This window comes from Sphingopyxis sp., from assembly GCF_036402335.1.
Classification (GTDB): Bacteria; Pseudomonadota; Alphaproteobacteria; order Sphingomonadales; family Sphingomonadaceae; genus Sphingopyxis.
Genome location: NZ_DASWTD010000178.1, coordinates 1 through 23,954 on the forward strand (window position 1 = coordinate 1; position 23,954 = coordinate 23,954).

Below are 23,954 nucleotides of genomic sequence, written 5' to 3' on the forward strand. Positions count from 1 at the left end.
ATAACGGAATTCGAACTGCAGGCCAAAGGTGCGCGGACGCACGCGATACTGCTGGCTGATATCCGTCGGCGGCTGCGTGATGCCGTCCCAGCCGCCGATATTTTCGACGTAGAGCGAAGCGGTCCAGTTATCGGGCGATTCGAGCCCGATGCTGCCGCGCGCGAGCAAGGGCTCGTCGCTAAGGAAATAGCGCGCGGCACCCGAGACGAGCAGGCGCGCCGGAATCTTCGAACGATAGGTCAGCGACCCCGAAAGCAGGCCCTTCAGCCCCGCTTGCCCGACCGGGAAGCGGTAATCGAGGAAGCCGCTCGCCGTATATTCGGGCGAGAAGGCGAGCCGGTCGCCCTTTTGATAAAGGGTGACGGGGCCGCCGGCGGTCTGCGTTATAATCGGGCCCGACAGATCGAGGCCGTTCCAGCTGAAGGTGCCGCCGATGTCGAGGCCTTCGACCGGGTGCGCGGTCAGCGCGAGGTCGGCGCCGAAGCCGCTCGCCTTCGGACCGTTGACCGACGCCGCGAAGACGACGCCGTCGATATCGACGTTGAGGTTCTGCTGGATGTCCTTCCAGTCGATATAATAAACGGCGGCGTCGAAAGTCAGCCCGCCGCCCAGCAGGCTGCCCTTGGCGCCCACCTCATAGTTCGACAGCCGGTCGGCCTTGACCGGGGGAATGCCGGGTGCCGTGCGGATGATCGTCGGGCTCTGGTTGAAGCCGCTGCGGAAGCCCTGCGAGTAGGATGCATAAGCGGTGAACTTGCGGCTCGGCAGCCAGGTGACCACCGCGCGCGGAGTCACCGCGTCGAAGGTGTCGGTGCGGCGCGCGAGCGGCTGTGCCGGGTCACCCGTGGTCGGGGTGAGCTCGATCTGGGTCACGCGGTCCTTGAAATAGCGCAGCCCGCCGGTGACTTCGAGCGTGCCGTCCATGAAGCTGCGCGTGACTTCGCCAAAGGCTGCGAACGAGCGCGACTTGTCCTTGAAGTTGATCGGCGCGGGGAGCACGAACAGCGTCTGGTTCAGAAGGTCGGACGCGTCGCGGTAGAAGCCGCCGACCGACCAGCGCCAGTCGCCGCCACCGGTCGAATTGATCAGCAGTTCCTCGGTGAAGATTTTCGAGCTGATTTCGGTATGAAGCGTCTGGTTGGCGGCGAGATTGGTATAGTCGCGTTCGCTGAGGTTGGTGAATTTGAGGTAGCTGGTCGCGCTCGACACCTCGAACGCGCCGAAGTCGTATCCGAGTTTGGCGCTGAACGCGTCATAGTTCAGCTTTTGCGGCAGCGGCACGGTGGTGAGCTGGTTGCCGTCGTCATTGGCATAGGCGGGCGCGTCCTGATCGATGCGCGAGATCCATGCCGACAGGCCGAAGCTGAAGTCGTCGGTCGGCTGGCCGTTGAGCTTGATGCGGACGTTGCGCGAGCGGCTGTCGTTGGCGTTTTTGACGCCGCGCGCGGGCTGGTCGATCCATCCGCCGGCGCTTTCGAAACCGCCGACGACGCGCAGGCCGAGCTTGTCCTCGACGAGCGGGATATTGACCGCCATGTCGCCGCGATAGCTCTGGTCGCCGCCCTCGGTCGCGGCGACGCCGGCGCGGGTCTTGAGTTCGAAGCGATCGAGGTTGGCATCGTTGGTGAGAACGCGGACGACGCCGTTCAACGCGTTCGCGCCATAAAGCGTGCCCTGCGGCCCGCGCAGCACCTCGATCCGCGACATGTCATAGGCGTTGGTGTCGGGCAGGATCGCCGATTTCACGAGGCCGAATGGAACCGAATCGATATAGAAGGCCGAGGTACTCGATCCGGCGAGGGTCGCGCCGTTCGCGGCGACGCCGCGGATCGTGAGCTGCGTCCCGCCGCCCTGCGGCGAGTTGGTGATCGAGATGCCGGCGACCGAACGCAAGGCTTCGCTGACGCCGCCGCTGGCCTGGGCGTCGAGGTCCTTGCCGCCAAGCGAAGTGATCGAGATGGGCACGTCCTGGAGTCGTTCTTCGCGCTTTTGTGCGGTCACCACGATTTCGTTCGCACCCGCGGCCTCATCGGTTTCGTCGGCGGTCTGCGCGGCGGCGGGCGCCGTCCACAGCAGCGCGGCGAGAACGCCAAGGCCCGATCCAGTCTTCAGCTTGTTACGCATATTATCCCCTTTTGCACGTTTTGTGGATTGTGACGAGAGTGCGAATACCCAGTGAACACATTGTGTATAATCTGTGTAGACAAGTCAAGCGCGGGCGATTAGTCCGGGCCCATCGGCAACGGAGAGGCACGCCATGGAACCGGAAATCACCGTAGAATCAGCAGGAAGCGCGCCAGTCGAAACTTTTCGCGGAGTCGTCTTCCCGTGGCATTGCGATGCGATGGGGCATATGTCGGTGCAGCATCAGGTGCCGTTGCTCGACAATGCGGTCTATCATCTGCTGGGCTTTTTTGGTCCGGTCGCAGGCGAGGTCGACGGCCGCAACGCGGGCTGGGCCGACGTCTCGCACGAGATTCGCTATTTGCACGAACTGGTCGCTGGCGACCTGCTCGTCCTTTCGAGCGGCATCCTGTCGATCGGGCGCACATCGATCCGACATCGGACGATCCTCTCGCGGCGCCCCGATGCGAAACCCTGCACGATATTGGAGGGCGTCACCGTCCGCTTCGACCTCGACGCGCGCCAGGCAATACCCCTGTCCGACCGCGAACGCGCCATCGCGGCGCAGCTGATGCTGCCGGCCGAAACAAACTGAACCAAAGGGAGGCTTTTATGGAACGAGTGCTGGTTACCGGGGCGGGCGACAGCGTCGGCCGGGCGATTGCCGAGCGTTTCCTGCAAATGGGCGCGAAGGTGCATATCTGCGACGTGCGCGGTGATGCCGTTGCCGCGACGCTCGCAGCGAATCCGGGGATGAGCGGCAGCGTCACCGACGTCGGCGTGCGCGCCGAGGTCGACGGGCTGTTCGACGAGGTTCGTGCGAAGGTTGGCGACCTGACAATTCTGGTCAATGTCGTCGGCATGGCGGGCCCGCGCGCCGCGATCGAGGATATCGACGAGGACGAGTGGGACAAGACGATCGCGGTCAACCTGTCGGGCATGTTCTATACGATGAAGCGCGCCGTCCCGATGCTGAAGGCCAACGGCGGCGGATCGATCGTCAATTTTTCGACCTGTTCGACGCGCACCGGCATCCCGTTTCGCGCGCCCTATATCGCGTCGAAGGCGGGGGTCGAAGGACTCACGAAGAACAGCGCGCGCGAACTTGGCCCGTCGGGCATCCGCGTCAACGCGATCCTGCCCGGGATCATCAACAACGACCGCTTCCGCTTCATCGTCCAGCGCAACGTCGATGCGACGGGCCGCAGCTTCGAGGACATCGAGAACGATTATCTCAAATATGTGTCGCTGCGCTGCAAGGTCGAGCTCTCCGAGTTCGCCGACATGGTCGAATTCATCACCTCGGACGCCGGCAGGAAGATCACCGGCGAGATCATCGCCGTCAGCGGCAATATGGAATGGGAAGAATGACGATGAACAAGAAGACGATCCTGACCTGTGCGGTCACCGGCGGCGCGCCGTATAACAAGAAGCATCCGTCGATGCCGGTCACGCCGAAGCAGATCGCCGACGCCTGTATCGAGGCCGCCTCGGCGGGGGCGAGCATCGTCCATATCCACGTCCGCGATCCCGAAACGGGCGAGGGCAACCGCGACCGCGCGCATTTCCGCGAAGTTGTCGACCGCGTCCGTCAGACCGGCACCGACATCGTGCTCAACCTGACGTGCGGGATGGGTGCCTATTTCCTGCCCGATCCCGAAAATGAAGGTCATATGCTGCCGGGCAGCGATGTCGTCGGGGTCGACGAGCGCGTCGCGCACGTCGAGGAACTGTTGCCTGAGATCGCGACGCTCGACATCGTCACCAACAACCAGGTCGAAGGGCCGACCGAATATATCTATTTCAGCCCGACCCACACGCTGCGCGCGATGGCGAAGCGGTTCCAGGCGGCGGGGGTCAAGCCCGAGCTCGAAGTGTTCGGCCCCGGCGACATATTGTTCGGCAACAGACTGGTCGAGGAAGGATTGATCGACGGCCCGCCGATGATGCAGATGGTGCTGGGCGTGCAATGGGCGGCACCGCACGGGGTCGAGACGATCCTGTACCAGAAGGGCCTGATGGCGCCCGGCACGATCTGGGGCGCGTTCGGCATCGGGCGCGAGCAGATGCCGATGCTGGCGCACACGCTGCTGCTCGGCGGCAATATCCGCGTCGGGCTGGAGGATAATCTCTATATGTCGCGCGGCGTCTGGGCGACCAATGGCCAGCTCGTCGAGCGCGCCTATACGCTCGTCAATGCGGTTGGCGGCTATGACGTCGCAACCCCCGCCGAGACGCGCGAGATTTTGAAGCTCAGAACCCCGGGCGCATGACCGAAGCCGCCGCGACGGTTCCCTGGTACGACGCGGCGGCGGTCGCGCGGGCAACGCCGATGCCCGCGCTGATCGCGGCGCTGCGGCGGGCCTTTGCTTCGGGCGGGTATCGCGCGCCGCCGCGGCTCGCCGCCAATATGGACGGCGCGTCGCTGCTTGTCATGCCGGCGTGGAAGCGCGGCGAGCGGATCGGTACGAAGGTCGTGACGGTCGATCCGCAGGTGCGTCCCTCGATCCGGTCGACCTATATGCTCAATGATCGGGCGTCGGACCGGCCGATCGCGCTGATCGATGGCGCCGCGCTCACGCGCCGCCGGACCGCTGCCGCCTCGGCTCTCGCCGCATCGCGGCTTGCGCGGCGCGATTCCGCTATCTTGCTCGTGATCGGCACCGGGGCGCTCAATGCGCCGATTATCGAAGCCTATGCGTCGACCTTCGCCCTGAAACGGATCCTCGTGTGGGGTCGGGACGCCGCGAAAGCCGCAACTGCCGCCGCCGCGGGGCGCGAACAAGGATATCCGGCCGAGGCGGTCGCGACCATCGCGGAAGGGCTGGCCGCCGCCGATATCGTGTCGGCCGCGACGCTTGCGACGACACCGCTGATAAATGGCGCAATGCTGCGTCCGGGCACCCACGTCGACCTGATCGGCGCCTTCCGGCCCGATATGTGCGAGGCCGATGCCGACAGTTTTGCCCAGGCCCGCATTTTCGTCGATACGCGCGAAGGTGCGCTGGAAGAGGCGGGCGACCTGCTCCAGGCGATCGCCGCCGGCGCCATCGCCACGGATGCGATCGAGGCCGATCTCGCGGCGCTTTGTTCGGGCGCGCATCGGGGACGCGGTGACGACCGCGAGGCGATCACGCTATTCAAGTCGGTGGGGACCGCGATCGAGGATCTGGTGACGGCCGAACTCGTCGCGGGGACGGACGCGCCGTGAAGCTGGAGCCGATCGACCGCGCGCTGCTGGCCGGCGAGCATGGCGCCGCCGCCGAACGCGCGATGGCGCTTCTGGCCCGTTATGGCACCGCTTGCGGCGCCGAGCGCTTCATCCCGATCGAGTCCGCGCATATCGACGGATGTCTTTATCACGGGCCATCGAGCATCGATTTCGCGCGGCGCTTCGTCGAGCTGGGCGGCAAGGTTCGTGTCCCGACCACACTCAATGTCGCGGCGGTCGATGTCACCCATCCCGGCTGGCATTGCGGCCCGCCGGAAATCATCGCGGAACAGGAGACGCTGACCCGGCTGCACGAACAACTCGGCTGCCTGCCGACGCTGACCTGCGCGCCCTATCAGCGGATGGCACGCCCGCGGCGCGGCGAACATGTCGCCTGGGCCGAGTCCAACGCGATCGTCTTCATCAATTCGGTGCTCGGCGCGCGCACCGACCGCTATGGCGATTTCACCGACCTTTGCGCCGCGCTGACCGGGCGCGTGCCGCTTGCCGGCCTGCACCGCGACGAAGCGCGGCGTCCCGCCATCGTACTCGAGCTTCCAGCCGCCGAGGCTGCAGGGTTGCCGCGCGATCTCTATTTCGCCGCGACCGGATATGTCGTCGGCCGCCGCGCGCCCGGTATCGTGCCCTATCTGCGCGGATTGCCGCTCGATGCGAGCGAGGATGAGTTGAAGGCACTCGGGGCGACCGGGGCATCGTCGGGCGCCCTCGCGCTGTTCCACGCCGAGGGGGTGACGCCCGAAGCCGCCGACATGCCGACGGCGGGGGTGCCGGTCGAAACGGTGTCGCGGGCCGAAATCCACGCCGCGGTCGCATCGTTGTGCCGCGCGGTCGAGGGCGAGGCGGTCGCGGCGGTCTGCCTGGGCACGCCGCATTATTCGGTCCATGAATTCGTTTTGCTCAACAAGGCCGTGGACGGGCGCCGCCGCTCTGCGGCAACCGAAATTTATGTGTCGACCTCGCGCGAGATCGCGGCGACGGTCGCGAGCGACAGCGCGTTTGACGCCCTGCGCGCTTTTGGTGTGCATATCGTCGTCGATACCTGCACCTATCTGGCGCCGGTCGTCCGCGAGGCTTCGGGATTGATCCTCACGACGTCGGGCAAATACGCCCATTACGGCCCCGGCAATCTGGGGCGCCGCGTCGCGCTGATGACGCTCGAGCGCTGCATCCGGTCGGCCGAGACGGGAAAGGTGGCGGCGCAATGCTGATCCGCGGAAACGCCTTGATCGAAGGGATGGCGAGCGCGACGCTCCTGAAGCTTACCGACCCGCTGAGCCTGTGGGGCGGTGTCGACCTGCAAACCGGCCGCATCGTCGACGCCTCGCATCCGCAGCGGGGTGCGGTGCTGGACAATCGCCTGCTCGCGATGCCGGGAAGCCGGGGGTCTTCATCCTCCTCGAGCGCGCTGGTCGAACTCGCGAGGGCGAAACGCGCACCGGCCGGCGTGATCACCACGCGCGCCGATCCGATCCTCACCATCGGTGCGCTCGTTGCCGATGATCTTTATGGCACGTCCATCCCGATCCTGATCCTGTCCGACGAAGATTTCGCAAGGCTGCCGTGCGGGGTGGTGGGGCATCTCTGGTGCGAGACCGGTCGGGCGGTGCTGACGGTTCCAGGCGATCGGCCAGTCCAGTTCTCCGGGCTTTCGGTGTAGATCGCAAACGGGATTTGAAACCCGACCGTCCGAAAACGCTAACCAACGTCAGTTTTATGGATCAGGTCTCATCGGCGAGCGCGATGCGCTGCCGGATTGCGAGGGTGAATCCCGCGGTCGCACAGAGGCCGCTGATGAAGGGAAGCATGCGTGCGCCGTCAAAAGTCCGGGTTGGTCGTGATCGATCGGAGACCTGTCTCTGCCGACGCCGCGGGCGCCTCCATGGCGACGAGCATCTGACCAAAGGCGACGGCAGCCGGGGATGCCACGCCGCGCCCGCGGATCAGCATGAAATCGGCGCTGGGCAAAGCCGGGAGTCCATATTCACCATCGAGTACGCGCAAACCGGGCTCCACGTCGCTGCGCATCAGCACGGCCACGGCCAGCCCGGACCGTACCGCTGCCCGGAGGCCTTGTTCACTTGGCGAGGTAAAGGCGATGTGCCAGCCGATCGATGTCGCCTCCAGTGCGGCAACCCCCACCAGCCTGTTGATGCAATTCGGAGGATGGAAGGCAAGCGGCAGCGATGCGCCCTCCGAAAGCAGGAAATTGTCGGCCGCGACCCAGGCGAAGTCCGCCCGTCGCAGCGGGATGCCGCCATTCTCGCCGCCCGCGGTGGAAAGCACGACGGCAAGGTCCAGTTCCTCGGCTGCTATCATCGTGCTGAGGTCCAGATAGGTGCTCACATGAACATCGAGCCGCACGGCAGGAAAAGCGCGCGAAAACTGGCAGAGCAGCGCCGGCAATCGCTCGCCCATGAAAGCTTCCGGTGCGCCAAAGCGCACGACCCCCGTTACCGGAGAGGGGCGGAAGCGTTGTGCGAGCGCGTCCAGTCCGGTGAGGATCTGACGAGCGTGCAGCAGAAAGTCTTCGCCGTCATGCGTCAGGGTCAACCGGCGCGTCGTACGACGGATCAGCGCCCGGCCAATCTGTTCTTCGAGTCGCCGAATCTGGTGGCTCACCGCGGGCTGGGTGAGGCTCAACCGCCGCGCCGCACGCGTGAAGCCGCCCGTCTCGCTGACCGCCACAAACGCGCGCAGAAGTACCGGATCAATGTCCATCGCACTCTACTAATAATGAAGCTTTATGAATTCCAGAAAATAAAATCATTTCTGTTATCATTCGTTCGTCCCCAGATAGCGCACCTGCCGGGCAGACACGCCCGGATATGTGAAAGGTGCCGCCCATGTCTCTTCACCATGCCGGAAAAAACAGGTTGGCCTTACTCGCGGTGTGCCTTGGCGCCCTGATGTTCGGCCTTGAGATTACAAGTGTTCCTGTGATCCTCCCGAGCCTGGAAGAGGCCCTTCATGGCGACTTCCAGGAGCTCCAGTGGGTCATGAACGCCTATACGCTTGCCTGCACGACCGTGCTGATGGCGACGGGTACGCTGGCTGACCGCTTTGGCCGCAAGCGCATCTTCATAATCAGCGTGGCCGCCTTTGGTACGACCTCGGTGCTTTGCGGCCTCGCCGACAACATGGCGCTCCTCATCGCGGGTCGGTTGCTGCAGGGGCTTGCCGGTGGGGCGATGCTGATCTGCTCGATCGCGCTTCTCTCGCACCAGTTTCAGGATGCACGCGATCGTAGTCGCGCTTTCGCAACCTGGGGCGTCGTCTCGGGAATCGGCCTCGGTTTCGGTCCGCTTGTCGGGAGCGCGATTATCGCGTTGGCAGGCTGGGAATGGATATTCCTTGTCCATCTTCCACTCGCACTTCTGACCCTGGTGATCGCCGCCGGCACCATAAGTGAATCTCGCGACCCGGATGCCAGTCGCCTCGACCTGGCGGGCATTCTGACCCTCTCGCTGGCTGTATTCGGCCTTGTCTATGTGATCACGCAGGGGAGTGCGCTTGGTTTGACCGGCTCAATTGCGATCGCTGCCGGCACGCTCGTTTGTTTCGCCGCGTTCCTGTTTGCCGAACAGCGGCAAGCGCATCCGATGTTCGATTTTGCGGTCTTTCGAAACCGCAGTTTCTCCGGGGCTATCCTCGGCTGCATTGCAATGAACATCAGTTACTGGCCGTTCATGATCTATCTGCCGATCTACCTTCAGATCGGCCTCCGGTACGATACGCTCAGTACCGGCCTGTGCCTGCTTGCATACACATTGCCCGCCCTGATCTTTCCACCCCTGGGCGAGCGCATGTCCCTGCGATACGGGCCCGGAGTCGTCATTCCGTTCGGTCTCGCCACGATCGGACTCGGCTTTATGGCAATGAAACTCGGGAGCATTGCGGCACAACCGGGTTGGCTGACAATGTTACCCGGCCTGCTTCTTGCGGGCATCGGGATCGGCATTACCAATACACCGGTGACCAATACCACGACGGCGTCCGTTGCCCCGAACCGCGCCGGTATGGCGTCGGGCATCGACATGAGTGCGCGGCTGATCACGCTGGCCGTGAACATCGCGCTCATGGGCATATTGCTGGTCGAAGGGATCGCCTCCACGCTGCAACGCGTCGCCCCGAAGGGTGTCGAGCTTGCTCAACTGCGGGCCGCAGCGGAAACAATCGCGGCTGGCAATGCGGAAACACTCACGGCAGGTCACGCGCTTATCGGTTCGCTGCCGGAAGAGCATCTGCAGCATGGGCTGATCGCCGGTTTCGGCCTCGTCATGGTCTATGGAGGCGCGGGGGCGTGGATTCTGGCAATATTGAGCCTCATCCTCTTCGGGCCGGGGCGAGCGATGACAAGAACCTGGCGCGCGTGATCATGATGCGGCGCCCAACTGGCCGGCGAGGCGTCGGCCGGGTCCAGCGTCAGCGATCGCGAGCCATTCAGGATGGTTTGTGCCCCGCCGTCGTCCTTTTTCCGGGAAAGCTTGCCCATTACAGCATATTATGGTCTGCCTGTCGCCCGGCGTGAGCACCTAGCGCCTGCCAGCGGATGTCGAGAGGACGAATGCGAAAAACCGGAAGCCGCTGGCTGCTCGCCGCGCTGTGCGCCGGCACGCTGGGCGGCTGTGCGTCAATAACGGCGCCCGAGGTGCCGCAGGCAAGGGTGGCTGTGCCGGAAGCGTGGTCGGTCGAGGCCGGTGCCGACCCGGCGGCAAGCGGGTCCTACTGGACTCGGCTGCACGATCCGCTGATCGACCAGCATGTCGAGCGCGCGCTCGAAAACAACCGCGACCTCGCGCAGGCGATCGCGCGTGTCGCGCAGGCCCGCGCCGGCGTTCGGTCGGCGCGCGCGAGCTATTTTCCGCAGGTCACTGCGTCGGGCGGCGTCGGGCGCGACGTCGGCGACCTTGCCGACGATCGGCTGCAATTTTCGCTGGGCGCCGACGCGCAGTGGGAGATCGACCTGTTCGGGCGGATCGGCAACGACGTGGCGGCATCGCGCGCCGACCTTGCCGCGGCGGGCTATGGCCTCGCCGATCTGCGGCGGCTGATCGCCGGGCAGGTTGCGCAAGCAACGGTCTCGGCGCGCGCGCTGGCCGTCCAGCTTGCCATCGCGCGCGAGACCCTCGAAATCCAGAATGAAAATCTGCAGATCGCCCGCTGGCGGTTGCAAGCTGGCCTCGTATCGAGCCTGGATGTTGAGCAGGCGGCGGCGCAGCGGGCACAGACCGCCGCAAGCATTCCGGCGCTCGAACGCGATCTCGCGCAGGCGGCGAACAGCATCTCGACGCTGATCGGCGAAGCACCTGGCCCCGTGCGGATCGCGATCGAGGGCGCCGCGCCGCGGATTCCGGCTCCCCCCGGGGCTGTCGGCCTCGATGCACCTGCAGCGGTGCTCCGCAGCCGCCCCGACGTCCGGCAAGCCGAGGCGGCGCTGCTCGCCGATACGGCGCGCATCGGTATCGCGCGCGCGCAGATGCTGCCGCTGGTGCGGCTAACCGGCAATCTCGGGACATCATCCCTCGGGATCGGAGACCTGTTCGACGTGGTGACCGGTCGGCTCTTCGCGGGCATCACCCAGCTCGTCTTCGATGGCGGGCGCGCCCGCGCCAGCGTCGACGCGGCGGAGGCCGCCGCGCGGGCGTCGCTCGCGGCGTGGGAAAAGGCGATCCTCGGCGCGCTCGAGGATGTCGAGAGCGGTGCTGCGGCACAGCGCGCGGCGAGCGAACGTGTCCAGCTCTTCGGGGTAGCGCTCGAGGCCGCCAACAATGCCGCGCTGCTCGCGCGCAGCCAGTATCAGGCGGGGTTGATCGACTTCCAGACCCTGCTGACGGCCGAAAACCAGCTGCTCGGCGCGCGCAACGCGCTCGCCGCGAGCGAGGCCGAGCGCGCCAATGCCTTTATCGGCCTCAACCAGGCGCTCGGCGGCGGTTGGGACGGTGCGGGGCTCGATCCGGGTGTATCTGTCCGGACGGAAGGAACAACAGAATGACCGACACCGTCACCGCGTCGCAGGAACTCGACGAATTTCTGGGTGCGAAGCCGCGTCCGCGCTGGCGGCGCTGGATGAAATACTGGCTGCCCGCCTTGCTGGTGTTACTCCTGCTGTTCGGAATCGCGACCTGCTCGCGCGGGAGTGGCGAGTCAGCCTATATCACGGAGCCCGTCGCGCAGAAATCGCTCGAACTCAGCGTCACCGCGACCGGGAATCTTCGTCCGACCAATCAGGTCGAGGTCGGTTCCGAAGTGTCGGGCAAGATCGATCATATCTATGTCGATGTGAATGACCGCGTCACGCAGGGGCAGATCCTCGCGCAGATCAACACCGACGTGATCGAGGACCAGATCACGCAGGCACAGGCCAATCTCAACGCCGCGCGCGCGCAGGTCGCACAGGCGCAGGCGACGCTCGACGTCGACCGGGCGCAACTCGCGCGGCTCGAAAATGTGTTCAAGATTTCGGGCGGCAAGGTGCCGTCGCTGGTCGAACTCGATCAGGCGCGCGCGGCGGTGAAGCGCGATACCGCCGCGGTCGCGGCGGCACAGGCGAATGTCCGCGCGGTCGAGGCGCAGCTTTCGACATCGGTCACCAACCGCAACCGCGCGGTGATCCGCTCGCCCGTCGCCGGCGTGGTACTCGCGCGGCAGGTCGAGCCGGGGCAGACCGTGGCAGCGAGTTTCAACACGCCGACGCTGTTCATCATCGCCGAAGATCTTTCGGCGATGCAGCTTCGCGTCGAAATCGACGAAGCCGATGTAGGGCAGGTGCGCCAAGGGCAGAAGGCGAATTTCACTGTCGACGCCTATCCCGGCCGCCGCTTTCCCGCCACCGTCGAGCGCGTCGACCAGGCGTCGAGCAACACCGCCTCGCAGGCGAGCCAGCAGGCGGCAGCGACCGCGGCGACCGGCAATGCGGTGGTCAGCTATGAGGCGCGGCTCGCAGTTGCGAACGGCGACGGCCTGCTTCGTCCGGGGATGACCGCGACCGCGACGATCGCTACGGGCAGCACAGCCAGACAGCTTCTGGTCCCTAACAGTGCGCTGCGCTTCCAGCCCGATGCCAAGGAGAAGGAAGCGGCGAGCGTGCTCAATCCCGAAATCGGGCTTCAGCAGAACGAGCAGCAGGCAACGATTGGCGTCGGGAGCCGCCAGCGTGTCTGGGTGCTCGAAGCCGAAGGCAAGCTGAAGCCGGTCGATGTCGTCACCGGACAGAGCGACGGGCGCCTCACCGCGGTGAGGTCGAAGACGCTTCGGGCAGGAATGAAGGTCGTGACGGGCAAGGGGGCGGCGGCCAAGTGACGCGTGCATCGTCTCGCGATGCCCCGCTGATCGAGCTTCAGGGGATTACCAAGACCTTCGGCAAAGGCGAGGCGGCGTTCCAGGCGCTGAAGGGTGTCGACATGCGAATCGATCGCGGCGATTTCGTCGCGGTGATGGGACCGTCGGGATCGGGCAAGTCGACGACAATGAATATCCTCGGCTGTCTCGATGTGCCGACCGGCGGCATTTTCCGTTTTCACGGCATCGAAGTGCAGGCGCTCGACCGCGACCAGCGCAGCTTGCTCCGGCGGCGCTATCTGGGTTTCGTATTCCAGGGGTTCAACCTTCTCGCGCGGACCAGCGCGGTCGAGAATGTCGAACTGCCCTTGCTCTATCGCGGCGAGAAAAAGAGCGTGCGGCACGCCGCGGCGATGAACGCACTCGATCAGGTCGGTCTCGCGCCGTGGGCCGATCATACGCCAGCCGAGCTTTCAGGCGGGCAACAGCAGCGTGTCGCGATTGCGCGAGCGCTCGTGACCCAGCCCGACGTCCTGCTCGCCGACGAGCCGACGGGCAATCTCGATACCGAACGCTCGATCGAGATCATGCAGCTTCTGACCCGCCTCAACCGCGAGGGCATCACGGTGCTGATGGTAACGCACGAAGAGGAAATGGCGGCCTTTGCGCACACCATCGTCCGCTTTCGTGACGGTCTTGTCGAGCAGGTCGATCGCGGCGCGCACGCTGGTCCGGAAGGACGCGCCTGATGTTCGGCGCGACGCTGCTCCTCGCCTTTCGCGAAATCCGGCGCCACTTGCTGCGCTCTTTCCTGACGACGCTCGGCATCATCATCGGCGTCGCCGCGGTGATCACGATGGTGACGCTCGGCAACGGGGTGACCGCGTCGATCAAGGAGCAGATTTCTTCGCTCGGGTCGAATGTGCTCATCGTCTTTCCGGTGCAGCGCGACCGCGGGACGCCGCGGCCTTTCAAGCAGGCCGATGTCGAAGCGGTGGGCAAGCAGATTGCGGGCATCGAGGATGTGTCGGGCAGTGTTTCGTCGAGCGCTACGGCCTTCCACAACGGACAGAGCTGGCGAACGAGCGTTCAGGGCGTGGAGAACGCCTTTCTCCGCGCCCAGTCGGTCGAGGTCGAGCTTGGTCGCAACTTCACCCGTGAAGAAGAAAGCGCGGGGAAAAATGTCTGCCTGATCGGCCCAAAGGTGCGCAAGGCAATCTTCGTCACGGGTAGCAGCCCGCTCGGTGCGAACATCCGCCTGAACAATGTCTCATGCACTGTAATCGGTGTCCTCAAGGAGCGCGGACAGGGGGGCGGGCCCGATCAGGACAACGACAATGTAGCGATGGTGCCGCTGAAGATGGCGCAGCGGCGCTTCACCGGCAGTGATGATCTGCATTATTTCGTGATAAAATATAACAGCGCCTATGCGAGTAGCGCGATTCAGGACTCGCTCGTCGGCCTGCTGCGCGAACGGCGGTTACTCCAGGGCGCGACCGAAAATGATTTCAACATCGTCGACACAGCACAGGTCAATCAGGCGCTTGGCGCGGCGACCGGGGCGCTGACCGCGATGGTCGCAGTGATCGCAGGGATCAGCCTGCTCGTCGGCGGGGTCGGGATCATGAACATCATGCTCGTGTCGGTAACCGAACGCACGCGCGAGATCGGGATCCGCCTTGCGATCGGGGCGCTCGCGCGCGAGGTACAACTCCAGTTCCTGACCGAGGCTGTGGTGCTTTGCTGTTTCGGCGGTATGGTTGGCATCGCACTTGCCTTCCTGATGTCGTGGGGGATGGCGATGGTGATCGACGTACCCTTCATTTTCAATCCGCTCGTCAACGCGCTAAGCTTCCTCTTCTCGGCCTTGATGGGGATCACCTTCGGCTATTATCCCGCACGCCGGGCGTCAAAACTCGATCCGATCGACGCGCTTCGGCACGAATAGGCCGGAATATCAGCCTGCGACCGCTCACCCCGGCTGCGTCCACGAACGCTTCCCGTTCGGTCTGCCTCCCTCCGGCGCGGGGCTCTACGAAAGCTGCCGTGCCCCCTGGACGGATCACCGGGCGTATCGACCCATCCGCAGCGAGCTCCATAAAGCTCGGTCTGGCCTGTCTCAGCCCATCAACTCGCCAGATAGGCGCGCCACATGCGCTTCCCGATCCGGTCATAACGGGTCATCGCCTCCACCAGCTCTGTGAGGGCGTCGGTGGGGCAAAGCTCGTCGGGCAGCAGCGGGTCGCGCATAATGCGCCGGATCGCCTCCCGGCCGATCCGCAGTGTTTCGGCAGCGGCGGCGGCAAGATTCATGTCTCCGACCGCTTGGGCGCTGCGACCCAGGTCCTCGGCGAGCCTGCGATGCGCGGCGCGGAGGGCATCGCTTTGCCAGAGCGTCCGGAATCGTGCTTCACGCTCGTCGTCGAGCCCGCAAGCCTCGAACAGGAAGAGTGAAGGCGCTGCCTCAAGACAGGCCAGGCGCATGCGGGCACCTTCCGCACTGCGCGCGAGATTGTCCGGGCGGACCCAGACATTGGTTTCGGCCTCGGTAAAGCCTTCGAGTTCGAGCGCGCGCAGCGTCCGGCGCCAGATTGTGCGATCGGCGCGCTCCTGAGGTCCCGCGATGACGAGCAACCATGCTCCATTCCATTCCCGGCGGCCATCGAGGCGCGTCCGCCAGCCGAGGATGCGCTGCTGCAGCGGTTCGGCACTGGTCCCGATCGTGTAGCGTCCGCGCGCGACCGGGCGCACCCGGCCTTCGGACTTCAGCCGCGTCAGCGCTGTGCGAATGCCGGTTGCCTCGATCCCGAATGCTGCTCCGGCGCGGACCAGTTCGGCGACCGAAAAATCCTGCGGATCGCCGGTGTCGAACAGGTCGAGGATCAGCGTGCGCGCGCTCATCGCGTCGCCCTCGACGATTATTGTGTTGCGTGTTTCGTCCATATCCGTCAATTTATGCAATAAATAACAGGAGAGAGGAAGATGCTGCCCCTCGAAGGCATTACGGTAATCGATCTCACCAGCGTTGTCGCGGGCCCGCTCGCGACGCAGATCATGGCGCAGCAGGGTGCGCGGGTGTGGAAGGTCGAACCGCCCGAAGGCGATCGTTCGCGCCTGCTCGGGGCGATCGCGGCGCCCGGGTTCAGTTCGGCCTATGTGGCGCTGAATGCCGACAAACAGTCGGTGGGGATCGACCTCGGCGGTGCCGGGGGCCGCAACCTGCTGCGGCGGATGGTCCCGAACGCCGACGTGCTTTTCCACAACTTCCGGCCCGGCGTGCTGGAACGGCTGGGTTTCGACGCCGCGACGCTCCGCGCGCTTCGCCCCGACCTGATCGTCGCGCGGATCACCGGCTTCGGACAGGATGGGCCGATGCGCGGCGGGCGGGCCTATGACCCGATCGTCCAGGCCGAATCGGGCATGGTGAGTTGGGGCGACGAGGGCCCGGTGCTGGCGCCGCAGTGGATCTGCGACAAGAATGCCGGCCTCTATGCCGTGCAGGCGGTCACCGCCGCGCTTTTTGCGCGCGAGCGCAGCGGCAAGGGGGCCGTGGTCGACATCTCGATGCTCGAAGCGGCGGTGGCTTATGGCTGGATGGACCTCCACGGCGGTCAGGCTTTCCCCGATTGTGCCTCGTCGCCGCCCAATATCGCATCGGTCTATCGTCCATGGGCGACGATCGACGGCTGGGTCGTTGTCGTCATGCTCTCGCAATCCGAATTCGAGGGCTGGACACGCGCGATCGGAGCGCCCGAACTTCTCACCGACCCGCGTTATTCCGACATGGCGGCGCGCTTCCTCAACTGGAATGATCTGCGCGCCTTTTCCGCGCCGCGGATCGCGGCGATGACCACCGCCGAAGCCGTCGCGCGGCTGGGCGAGGCCGGTGTGCCGTGCGGTGTCGCAAATTCTTCGGCGGCGCTCGCAGGTCACGCCCAGCTTGCTCACGACGAATTCGTCACGATCACGACGCATCCGCAGGCGGGTGCAGTCCGCCGCACGCGCGCGGTCGCGCGTTTTGACGGTGCACGGCCGGCGTTCGACGCTCACGCGCCACGCGTCGGTCAGGATAGCCGCGCCGTTCTTGCCGCTGCCGGCTTCAGCGACACTGAAATTTCCGCTGCGTTCGCTTCGGGCGCGGCCCATGCTCCGCAGGAGAATTGACAATGCGTTTTGAAACCCTGTCCTATTCGACCGAAAACCGGGTCGCGACGATCACGCTCGACCGCCCCGAACATTTCAACGCGATCGCGCACAGCATGCCGCGGGAAATCCGGGCTGCGGTCGAGATGGCAGAGGCCGATCAGGACGTCCATGTCATCATCGTCCGCGGTGCGGGGCCCGGCTTTTGCGGCGGTTACGACCTCAAACATTATGCCGAGCGCAAGGGCACAATCAGCGGGTCGCAAGACATGCCGTGGGACCCGACGCTCGATTTCCAGATGATGTGGCGCAACACACAGGATTTCATGGCGCTGTGGCGCGCGAGCAAGCCGACGATCGCACGTGTCCACGGCGCAGCGGTTGCCGGCGGATCGGACATCGCCTTGTGCTGCGACTTTCTCCTCATGGCGGAGGATGCACGGATCGGTTATCCACCGGCGCGCGTCTGGGGCGTGCCGACCCCCGCGATGTGGGTCTACCGGCTGGGGCCGCAGATGGCGAAGCGGATGATGATGACGGGCGACCTGATCGACGGGCGCGAGGCGGAACGTATCGGCCTGGCGCTCGAGGCGGTGCCCGAGGCCGAACTTGACGATGCAGTGGAGCGCCTCGCCGGGCGGTTGCGCGGGGTGCCGCGCAACCAGCTCATGATGACCAAGACCGTCGTCAATCAGGCTTATGACAATATGGGGCTCAACAATACGCAGATGTTCGCCACGCTGTTTGATGGCGTTTCGCGCCATTCGCCCGAGGGTATATGGTTCCGTGAACGAACGCAGGAGGTCGGATTCAAGCAGGCGGTGGCCGAACGCGACAGCGGCGACCCCATCGCAAGTCAGGTGTCGAAGCGTCTTCCCGCAGCAGATTGAGGAGAGGAAAGATGACCGCGATCCGCCCGATCGATCGGCTCGACACGCACGAGGTGTTCAATCAGCCGCCGCCGTTCGAAGATGTGAACCTGTTCAGCGGGGATCACGCGCTTGTCGACGCGGTGACGCGGGCGGGTGCCGGTGAGCATGCCGCGCGGCTGGCCGCGCTGGGGCTGCGCTGCGGTTCGGCCGAGGTGATCGAATGGGGCGTCGAGGCGAACCGGCAGGTGCCCGCGCTCGACAGCTTCGACCGCTACGGCCATCGCGTCGACGAGGTGCGCTTTCATCCCGCCTATCACGAACTGATGCGGCTGGGGCTGGACAGTGGTTTCGCGGCTTCGGCATGGGACGGCAGCGTGCGCGGACATACCCTCCACGCCGCGATCCTCTTTCTCACCGGGCAGGCCGATTCGGGAACGAGCTGCCCGATGACGATGACCTATGCTGCGGTGCCCGCGCTGCGTGCCGAAGCCGCCGTCGCCGACATCTGGGTGCCGCGGATCGCAGCCGGCCGCTACGATCCCGCGCCGCGGCCTGCAGCCGAAAAGGCCGGCGTGACGATCGGCATGGCGATGACCGAGAAACAGGGCGGCAGCGACGTTCGCGCGAACACGACGCGCGCGGAGCCGACGGGCGAGGAGGGCTGGTACAGTCTCACCGGTCATAAATGGTTCTGCTCGGCGCCGATGTGCGACGCCTTCCTGACCCTCGCCTATACGACCAGCGGCCTGACCTGCTTCCTCGTCCCGCGCTGGTTGCCTGACGGAACGCGCAATGCGGGGTTCCGGGTGATGCGTCTCAAGGACAAGATGGGCGACCGGTCGAACGCCTCGTCGGAGGTCGAATATCATGGCGCGCTCGCCCAGCGGCTGGGTCCCGAAGGCCGCGGGGTCGCAACGATCATCCAGATGGTCCAGCACACGCGGCTCGACTGCGTGATCGGATCGGCACAGCAGATGCGCGGCGCGCTCGCGCAGGCGCTCTGGCACACGGCGAACCGCTCGGCCTTCCAGCGCCGCTTGATCGACCAGCCCGCGATGGCGGCGGTGCTCGCCGATCTTGCGGTCGAAAGCGAGGCGGCGACCGCGCTCGGCTTCCGGCTCGCGCAGGCGTTCGACGAGAACGACGCGCTCGCGCGCCTGCTGACCCCGATCGCCAAATATTGGGTGTGCAAGCGCGCGCCCGGCCTCGTCTATGAAGCGATGGAGTGCCACGGCGGCGCGGGCTATGTCGAGGCAGGGCCGATGCCGCGCCTGTTCCGCCAGTCGCCGCTCAACGCGATATGGGAAGGGTCGGGGAATGTTATCGCGCTCGACGTGCTGCGCGCGATCACCCGCGAGCCCGAAGGCGTCGAGGCGTTGCACGCCCTCCTTGCCGCGCAGCGCGGGCGCGATGCGGCATATGACGCGTGGATCGACGTGATCGACCTGAACAAAGCGCAGGAAGGGACGGCGCGCTTGCTCGTCGAGCGGCTCGCGCTCGCCGCGCAGGCGGCGGTGCTGCTGGGGCAGGACAATCCTATGGCGGAGGCCTTCTGCCGCCTCCGGCTGGGCGAGCGTGGGGGCGCTTACGGTGCCTTCGACGCGGTGATCGATACGCGCGCGATCCTCGACCGTGCGATGCCCGCAGCATGAGCGTGCGAAGCGAAAATGACGGCGCTGTGCGTACCGTCATCATCGACCGGCCGCATTGCCGCAATGCGGTCGACCCCGATACCGCGGTCGCGCTGCGCCGGGCCTTCGCCGATTTCGAGGCCGATGACAGTGCGGCGGTTGCGATCCTGACTGGTGCGGGGGACCATTTCTGCGCCGGTTTCGACCTCAAGGCGGTGGGCTCGGGCAATGATCGCTACGAGCCCGAGGGCGTCGGCCCGATGGGGCCATCGCGAATGCTGCTGTCGAAGCCCGTCATCGCCGCGGTCGAGGGCTATGCGGTCGCGGGCGGACTCGAACTTGCGCTCTGGTGCGATATGCGCGTCGCGTCGGAAAGCGCCGTGTTCGGAGTTTTCTGCCGCCGCTGGGGCGTGCCGCTGATCGACGGAGGTACGGTCCGTCTGCCGCGGATCGTCGGGCAGGGCAGGGCGCTCGACATGATCCTGACCGGCCGGCCCGTCGAGGCAGCGGAGGCGCTGGCGATCGGGCTCGCCAATCGCGTCGTTCCCGAAGGCGGCGCGCTTGCGGCAGCACGGGCGCTCGCTGCCGAGATCGCGCGCTTCCCTGCGCTCTGCATGCGGACCGATCGGATGTCAGCCTATCGTCAATGGGACTTCGATCTGGCCGAGGCGCTGCGTTTCGAGGGGCGCGAAGGCATCGCGCCCCTGCGTGCCGAAGCTGCGAAGGGCGCCGACCGCTTTGCCAAGGGGGCCGGCCGCGGGGGCAGCTTCTCGTAAGCGGTGCTGGATCGATATTCAGATTGGCATTCCGTCGACAAGCGGGGGCGAGATTTCCCGAAACCACGCACAGCCGGGCCGGGCGTGCTGGCCGACATGTCGGCCTTTGTGGACAATCCTCGCGAAATCTATCTCGAGGTCGGCTTCAAATTCTGATCGGCGGGAGGTCTTGGCGATCGCACCGGGGAATAAGGCATTGGCCGGCGGAGGCGGAGCCTGATTCGGAAATGCTCACCAAGCAGGGACTTCATGTCAGCTTTGCGGAATGGTTAGCCAGAACGACGAAGCCATGCTCGAGCGATGGAAAGCGGCCGAACCGGAACGCCTGGACAAGCTGTCTTAGGAAAGTCCTTTGGCGGGCTGCCCTGCAAGAAGGCAAGTCGGTCCAACTTGGACTTGTACAATGAGGTCGAACGGATTTTCCTGCCCGAGGCGACCTAGGCTGGACCCAAACCGGTTCCACGTTGAAAGGGGTGGTGCGCTTACAGGACTCGAACCTGTGACCCCATCATTACGAATGATGTGCTCTACCAACTGAGCTAAAGCGGCAACGCCGGCGCCTCTAACAGCGCGACCGGGTGATGACAAGCGCCGTCTGGCAATTGTTTCGGTCGCGCCGGGCGGCCGGGCATCGGTGGGCCCGAGCAGAAACCGGATAGCCAAAGGCTCGGGCTATTCGGCTTTGCGACAAGGCCGTCGATCTTTCCGCCTTCGCCTGTTAGGGATGCGCAGCGAAAGGATTTGGGTGTTTGATTTTATCGCCTTTCTGGCGATCATCATATTGGGCATCTTGCTCGCCGACGCGCGGGGCCGGTTGAAGCGGGCCGAAGCGACGCTTGCCGAAGCCGCCAGAGGCATCGGGGCGCTGCAGCGCCATCTGGGCGTCGAAGCGGCCGCCGAAACGCCTGCGCCGCGTGGCAGCACCGCGGCGCAAGCCGGGCCAGCAGCTATTCCCGAAAATATGGCTCCCGCCGATCCGCCGGTTCGCGCGGCGGCGAAGGCCGGCGTTCCGCTGCCCGCTACGATGCAGGCGGTGACCGAACCTGAAGAGGACGCGAAAGCGGGTATCGGCGCGCCGCCGCCGCCGCCATCGCCGCCGAAGCCGGCAGCCCCTCCGGCGGTCCCGGTCAATCTTTCGGCCCGCTTCGAGGATTTGTTCGGCAAGACGCTGCCGATCTGGGCGGGCGGCATCACGCTCGCGATCGCGGGCGTGCTCATCGTCCGCTACGCGATCGATCTCGGCTTTTTCGCAAAGATATTCACGCCCGTCGTGCAGGTGGTTGCCGGCACGCTCTTCGGGCTCGCGCTGATCGCCGGCGCCGAATATGCCTGGCGCAACCAGAGCCGGGTGCGCGATGTGCGCGTGCCGCAGGCCCTGTCGGGGGCCGGTATCGCGACGCTCTATGCTGCGATCATGGTCGCGGCCAATGTCTATGGGTTGATCGGGCCGCTGTTCGCCTTTGCGGCGCTCGCACTGGTGACCGCGGGGGCGCTTGCGCTGTCGCTCCGTTTCGGTCCGCCGAGCGCGCTCCTCGGGCTCGCGGGCGGGCTTGCCGCGCCGGCGCTTGTCGGGGCGCTCGAACCCAATGTCCCGCTGCTCGCGGTCTATCTTGCGCTGACCATCGCGGCGATGACCGGCGTTGCGCGCATGCGGCGCTGGCCGTGGCTCGTCCTCGCGGCGCTCGCCGGCGGTGCTGGGTGGAGCCTGTGGATGATCTTCGCCGGTGGCGCGCTCGATGCCGTCGGATCGCTCTCCATCGGCGCCTATGTGCTGCTGCTCGGCGTCGCGATCCCGCTCTTCGCTTACGAGGGGCCGCGCGCCGCGCTGCTGCGCGCCGCGGCGGCGGTCGTCGGCGCGCTTCAGCTTGCCCTGCTCGTCGCCCATGCGGGCTTCACGCCACTCCACTGGGGGTTGTTCGCGCTGCTCGCGGCCGCGGGGCAATGGCTCGCATGGCGCGAGCGCAGCCTCGCCATCGTCCCGACGACCAGCCTCGCGCTTTCGGTCCTGCTGATGGCGCTGTGGCCCGATCCGGCGCCTTTCTGGCTCGCCCTGATCGGCATTGCGCTTGTCCTGATCCACGCGCTTCCGCTGCTCGCGCGGCTGTGGAGCGTGCCGTCCGACCTGCGGCGGACGCTCGAGCTCTGCCTGCTCGCACTCGTGCCGGCCGCGATTTCGAAGTGGCAGATGTGGAGCATGGCCGACGGTGCGCTCGCAATCGTCGCGCTCGGCGGCGCGTTGCTCCCCGCGATCGGTATCGTGCGCGGATGGCGCGCCGAAGGCCGCACGGCCGACAGCCGCTTCGCCTGGCTCGGCGGGACCGCTGCGGCGCTCCTCGCGCTCGCGCTGGGATTGCTGCTGCCGTTCTGGCTGCTATCGGTCGGAATCGCGGCGATCGCCGCCGCGTTGCTACTCTTCGGCCAGATGGCGGCGGATCGCCGGATCGAATGGGTGGCGGCCGGCTTTTCCGGCGTGGCGCTCATCGCGCTGGTCGCAACGCCGCGCGCGCTCGACGAATTGCCGCGCCTTGCAAGCGGGACCGAGGCGGCGGCCGCGGAGGCCGTCCTGCGCTGGGGACTGTTGGCGCTTGCCGCACTCTTCTTCGCGTTCCGTGCTGAACGGCTGGCCGTGCGCCGGTTCGGGCAAATATCTGCAGCCGCGCTCGCTTATGGTACCACAGCCCAGTTGCTCCCGGTTGCGGCTCTCATGCTCGTTCCGGCGATCGGCGGCGCGGCTCTGCTACTCGCGGCGCGGCGCATGGCGTTCGCCCGTTTCGACGCCGGTGTCGCGACTTTCGCCGCGATCAGCCTCGCGTGGGCGGCCCTGCCGGTCGCGATCTGGTCGGCCAAGGCACTGCTGTCGCTGGGCGGCGTGCCGATGCAGGTCGAGGACGACGCGCTGCGTGCGGCGGACCTGATCCGCCGCCTCGCGCTTCCGGCGCTTCTCTTTGGCGTGCCGTTCTGGCTGCTCCGCGACAAGCTGCCGCGCTGGCTGCTTTTCACCGTGCTCGGCGTCGCAGGTGCGATCGCGACGATCGCTGTCCATGCCTTCTACCGGCTCGGCTTCGCCGCGGCGGTCGGAAGCGATTTCGTCGCGACCGGGATCGTCCAGCGCCTCCTTTGGGAAGCGCTGCTGATCGGCGCCGGCGGGTTGCTCTGGCGCCGCGAACTTCGCCTTGGCGCGCTGGCGCTCGTTGCCGCCGGGACCGCGCACGCTTTCTATTATGGGCTTGCCCTTCACAATCCGCTGTGGGCGGAGCAGGCGGTCGGAGGCTGGCCGCTCGTCAATCTGCTCGCGCCGCTGTTCCTGTTGCCGTGGTTCGCAATGCGACTTGCGGCGACTAGGACCGCGCCGGTGTCCGCGGCGGCCGACCGCGCCATCCAGTTCCTGACGATGACGCTCGTCGCGCTGTTCGCGTGGGCGACCCTGCGCCAGCTCTTTCACGGCAGCCTCCTCGTCGAGCCGGGGGTTGCGCCGGCCGAGAATATCCTGCGCTCGCTGCTGATCCTGCTGCTCGCGATCGGCTTCCTTCTGTGGGGCATTCGCAGGCACCGCCGCGACTGGCGCATCGCCTCGCTGGTCCTGATGCTGACGGCGGCGGGCAAGGTCTTCCTGTTCGATGCCTCGGGGCTGGAGGGCCTGCTCCGCATCGGATCGTTCGTCGCGCTCGGTTTCAGCCTGATCGGGATCGGCTGGCTCTATAGCCGACAGCTCGCGCCTTCAGGTTCCGCAGTCGAAAACGGCGCCGCATAAGGCGGTCGCACGCGGATCGCCGACAAGGTCGGGCCCCATATGGTTGCAGGCATATCCGATCGCGATGCCGCTGGCGGCATCGCCGCAGCCGAACGAGCCGCCCCAGCCGCTGTGGCCGAAGGTTGTGGGGTACGGACCGAACATGCC

The 23,954-nt window shown here is 65.9% G+C and carries 19 protein-coding genes, 1 tRNA gene and 1 pseudogene; 16 read left to right on the forward strand and 5 right to left on the reverse strand.

Annotated features, from left to right (window positions below):
* On the reverse strand, window positions 1-2,124 hold a 2,124-nt coding region (locus VGD20_RS05570; RefSeq protein WP_331133500.1), incomplete at its 3' end, for a TonB-dependent receptor.
* Window positions 2,125-2,257: 133 nt separating this feature from the next.
* Between VGD20_RS05570 and VGD20_RS05575 the strand changes: the two genes are divergently transcribed.
* From VGD20_RS05575 to VGD20_RS05600, 6 genes are read left to right on the forward strand one after another with little or no spacing between them, the layout of a single operon-like run.
* Window positions 2,258-2,719, forward strand: a complete 462-nt coding sequence (locus VGD20_RS05575; protein ID WP_331133501.1) for an acyl-CoA thioesterase — start codon at window positions 2,258-2,260, stop codon at window positions 2,717-2,719.
* 17 nt (window positions 2,720-2,736) lie between these two features.
* Window positions 2,737-3,495: an SDR family oxidoreductase gene (locus VGD20_RS05580; RefSeq protein ID WP_331133502.1), complete on the forward strand. Its 759-nt coding sequence runs from the start codon at window positions 2,737-2,739 to the stop codon at window positions 3,493-3,495.
* Entirely contained in the window at window positions 3,492-4,397 is a 906-nt protein-coding gene (locus VGD20_RS05585; protein ID WP_331133503.1) for a 3-keto-5-aminohexanoate cleavage protein, read from the forward strand. The genes VGD20_RS05580 and VGD20_RS05585 overlap by 4 nt, the downstream gene beginning before the upstream one ends.
* Window positions 4,394-5,335, forward strand: a complete 942-nt coding sequence (locus tag VGD20_RS05590) for an ornithine cyclodeaminase family protein (RefSeq protein ID WP_331133504.1) — start codon at window positions 4,394-4,396, stop codon at window positions 5,333-5,335. Before VGD20_RS05585 ends, VGD20_RS05590 begins: the two co-directional genes overlap by 4 nt.
* Complete coding sequence (locus VGD20_RS05595) at window positions 5,332-6,564, forward strand: aconitase X catalytic domain-containing protein (RefSeq protein WP_331133505.1); 1,233 nt, start codon at window positions 5,332-5,334, stop codon at window positions 6,562-6,564. The genes VGD20_RS05590 and VGD20_RS05595 overlap by 4 nt, the downstream gene beginning before the upstream one ends.
* A complete protein-coding gene (locus tag VGD20_RS05600) occupies window positions 6,558-7,013 on the forward strand; it encodes an aconitase X swivel domain-containing protein (RefSeq protein ID WP_331133506.1) in 456 nt (151 codons plus the stop codon). The genes VGD20_RS05595 and VGD20_RS05600 overlap by 7 nt, the downstream gene beginning before the upstream one ends.
* A gap of 158 nt (window positions 7,014-7,171) precedes the next feature.
* Here the strand turns inward: VGD20_RS05600 and VGD20_RS05605 are convergent, their stop codons facing one another.
* Window positions 7,172-8,074, reverse strand: coding sequence for a LysR family transcriptional regulator (locus VGD20_RS05605; protein WP_331133507.1), 903 nt, complete (start codon window positions 8,072-8,074; stop codon window positions 7,172-7,174).
* A gap of 125 nt (window positions 8,075-8,199) precedes the next feature.
* Here VGD20_RS05605 and VGD20_RS05610 point away from each other — a divergent pair, with 125 nt between their 5' ends.
* From VGD20_RS05610 to VGD20_RS05630, 5 genes are all read left to right on the forward strand, one after another.
* Entirely contained in the window at window positions 8,200-9,729 is a 1,530-nt protein-coding gene (locus VGD20_RS05610) for an MFS transporter (RefSeq protein ID WP_331133508.1), read from the forward strand.
* Window positions 9,730-9,920: 191 nt separating this feature from the next.
* Entirely contained in the window at window positions 9,921-11,348 is a 1,428-nt protein-coding gene (locus VGD20_RS05615; protein WP_331133509.1) for an efflux transporter outer membrane subunit, read from the forward strand.
* Window positions 11,345-12,655 (forward strand): efflux RND transporter periplasmic adaptor subunit, encoded by a 1,311-nt coding sequence (locus VGD20_RS05620; RefSeq protein WP_331133510.1) that lies wholly within the window; start codon window positions 11,345-11,347, stop codon window positions 12,653-12,655. Before VGD20_RS05615 ends, VGD20_RS05620 begins: the two co-directional genes overlap by 4 nt.
* A complete protein-coding gene (locus VGD20_RS05625) occupies window positions 12,652-13,383 on the forward strand; it encodes an ABC transporter ATP-binding protein (protein ID WP_331133511.1) in 732 nt (243 codons plus the stop codon). Before VGD20_RS05620 ends, VGD20_RS05625 begins: the two co-directional genes overlap by 4 nt.
* Window positions 13,383-14,582 (forward strand): ABC transporter permease, encoded by a 1,200-nt coding sequence (locus tag VGD20_RS05630; RefSeq protein WP_331133512.1) that lies wholly within the window; start codon window positions 13,383-13,385, stop codon window positions 14,580-14,582. The genes VGD20_RS05625 and VGD20_RS05630 overlap by 1 nt, the downstream gene beginning before the upstream one ends.
* A 179-nt stretch (window positions 14,583-14,761) precedes the next feature.
* On the opposite strand, the gene VGD20_RS05635 is transcribed toward VGD20_RS05630, so the two are convergent.
* Window positions 14,762-15,577 carry a hypothetical protein gene (locus VGD20_RS05635; protein WP_331133513.1) on the reverse strand — a complete coding sequence of 272 codons (816 nt, stop codon included), beginning with the start codon at window positions 15,575-15,577 and terminating at the stop codon, window positions 14,762-14,764.
* A 39-nt stretch (window positions 15,578-15,616) separates the two neighbouring features.
* Between VGD20_RS05635 and VGD20_RS05640 the strand changes: the two genes are divergently transcribed.
* Genes VGD20_RS05640 through VGD20_RS05655 form a run of 4 tightly spaced genes read left to right on the forward strand, consistent with a single transcriptional unit; the run spans window position 15,617 to window position 20,056 of the window.
* The gene (locus tag VGD20_RS05640; protein WP_331133514.1) at window positions 15,617-16,798 is read left to right on the forward strand and encodes a CoA transferase; all 1,182 of its coding nucleotides are present in this window, start codon (window positions 15,617-15,619) and stop codon (window positions 16,796-16,798) included.
* Between the two features lie 2 nt (window positions 16,799-16,800).
* The gene (locus VGD20_RS05645; protein ID WP_331133515.1) at window positions 16,801-17,667 is read left to right on the forward strand and encodes a crotonase/enoyl-CoA hydratase family protein; all 867 of its coding nucleotides are present in this window, start codon (window positions 16,801-16,803) and stop codon (window positions 17,665-17,667) included.
* Between the two features lie 11 nt (window positions 17,668-17,678).
* Window positions 17,679-19,301: an acyl-CoA dehydrogenase family protein gene (locus VGD20_RS05650; protein WP_331133516.1), complete on the forward strand. Its 1,623-nt coding sequence runs from the start codon at window positions 17,679-17,681 to the stop codon at window positions 19,299-19,301.
* Between the two features lie 26 nt (window positions 19,302-19,327).
* Window positions 19,328-20,056 (forward strand): crotonase/enoyl-CoA hydratase family protein, encoded by a 729-nt coding sequence (locus tag VGD20_RS05655; RefSeq protein WP_331133517.1) that lies wholly within the window; start codon window positions 19,328-19,330, stop codon window positions 20,054-20,056.
* A 474-nt stretch (window positions 20,057-20,530) separates the two neighbouring features.
* Here VGD20_RS05655 and VGD20_RS05660 read toward each other — a convergent pair.
* Window positions 20,531-20,605, reverse strand: a tRNA-Thr gene (locus VGD20_RS05660).
* 196 nt (window positions 20,606-20,801) lie between these two features.
* On the opposite strand from VGD20_RS05660, the gene VGD20_RS05665 reads away from it, so the two are divergent.
* Window positions 20,802-23,807 (forward strand): DUF2339 domain-containing protein, encoded by a 3,006-nt coding sequence (locus VGD20_RS05665; protein ID WP_331133518.1) that lies wholly within the window; start codon window positions 20,802-20,804, stop codon window positions 23,805-23,807.
* Here the strand turns inward: VGD20_RS05665 and VGD20_RS05670 are convergent.
* Window positions 23,775-23,954: pseudogene (locus VGD20_RS05670) on the reverse strand (esterase); the annotation flags it as partial. The gene VGD20_RS05665 and the pseudogene VGD20_RS05670 sit on opposite strands and share 33 nt — an antisense overlap.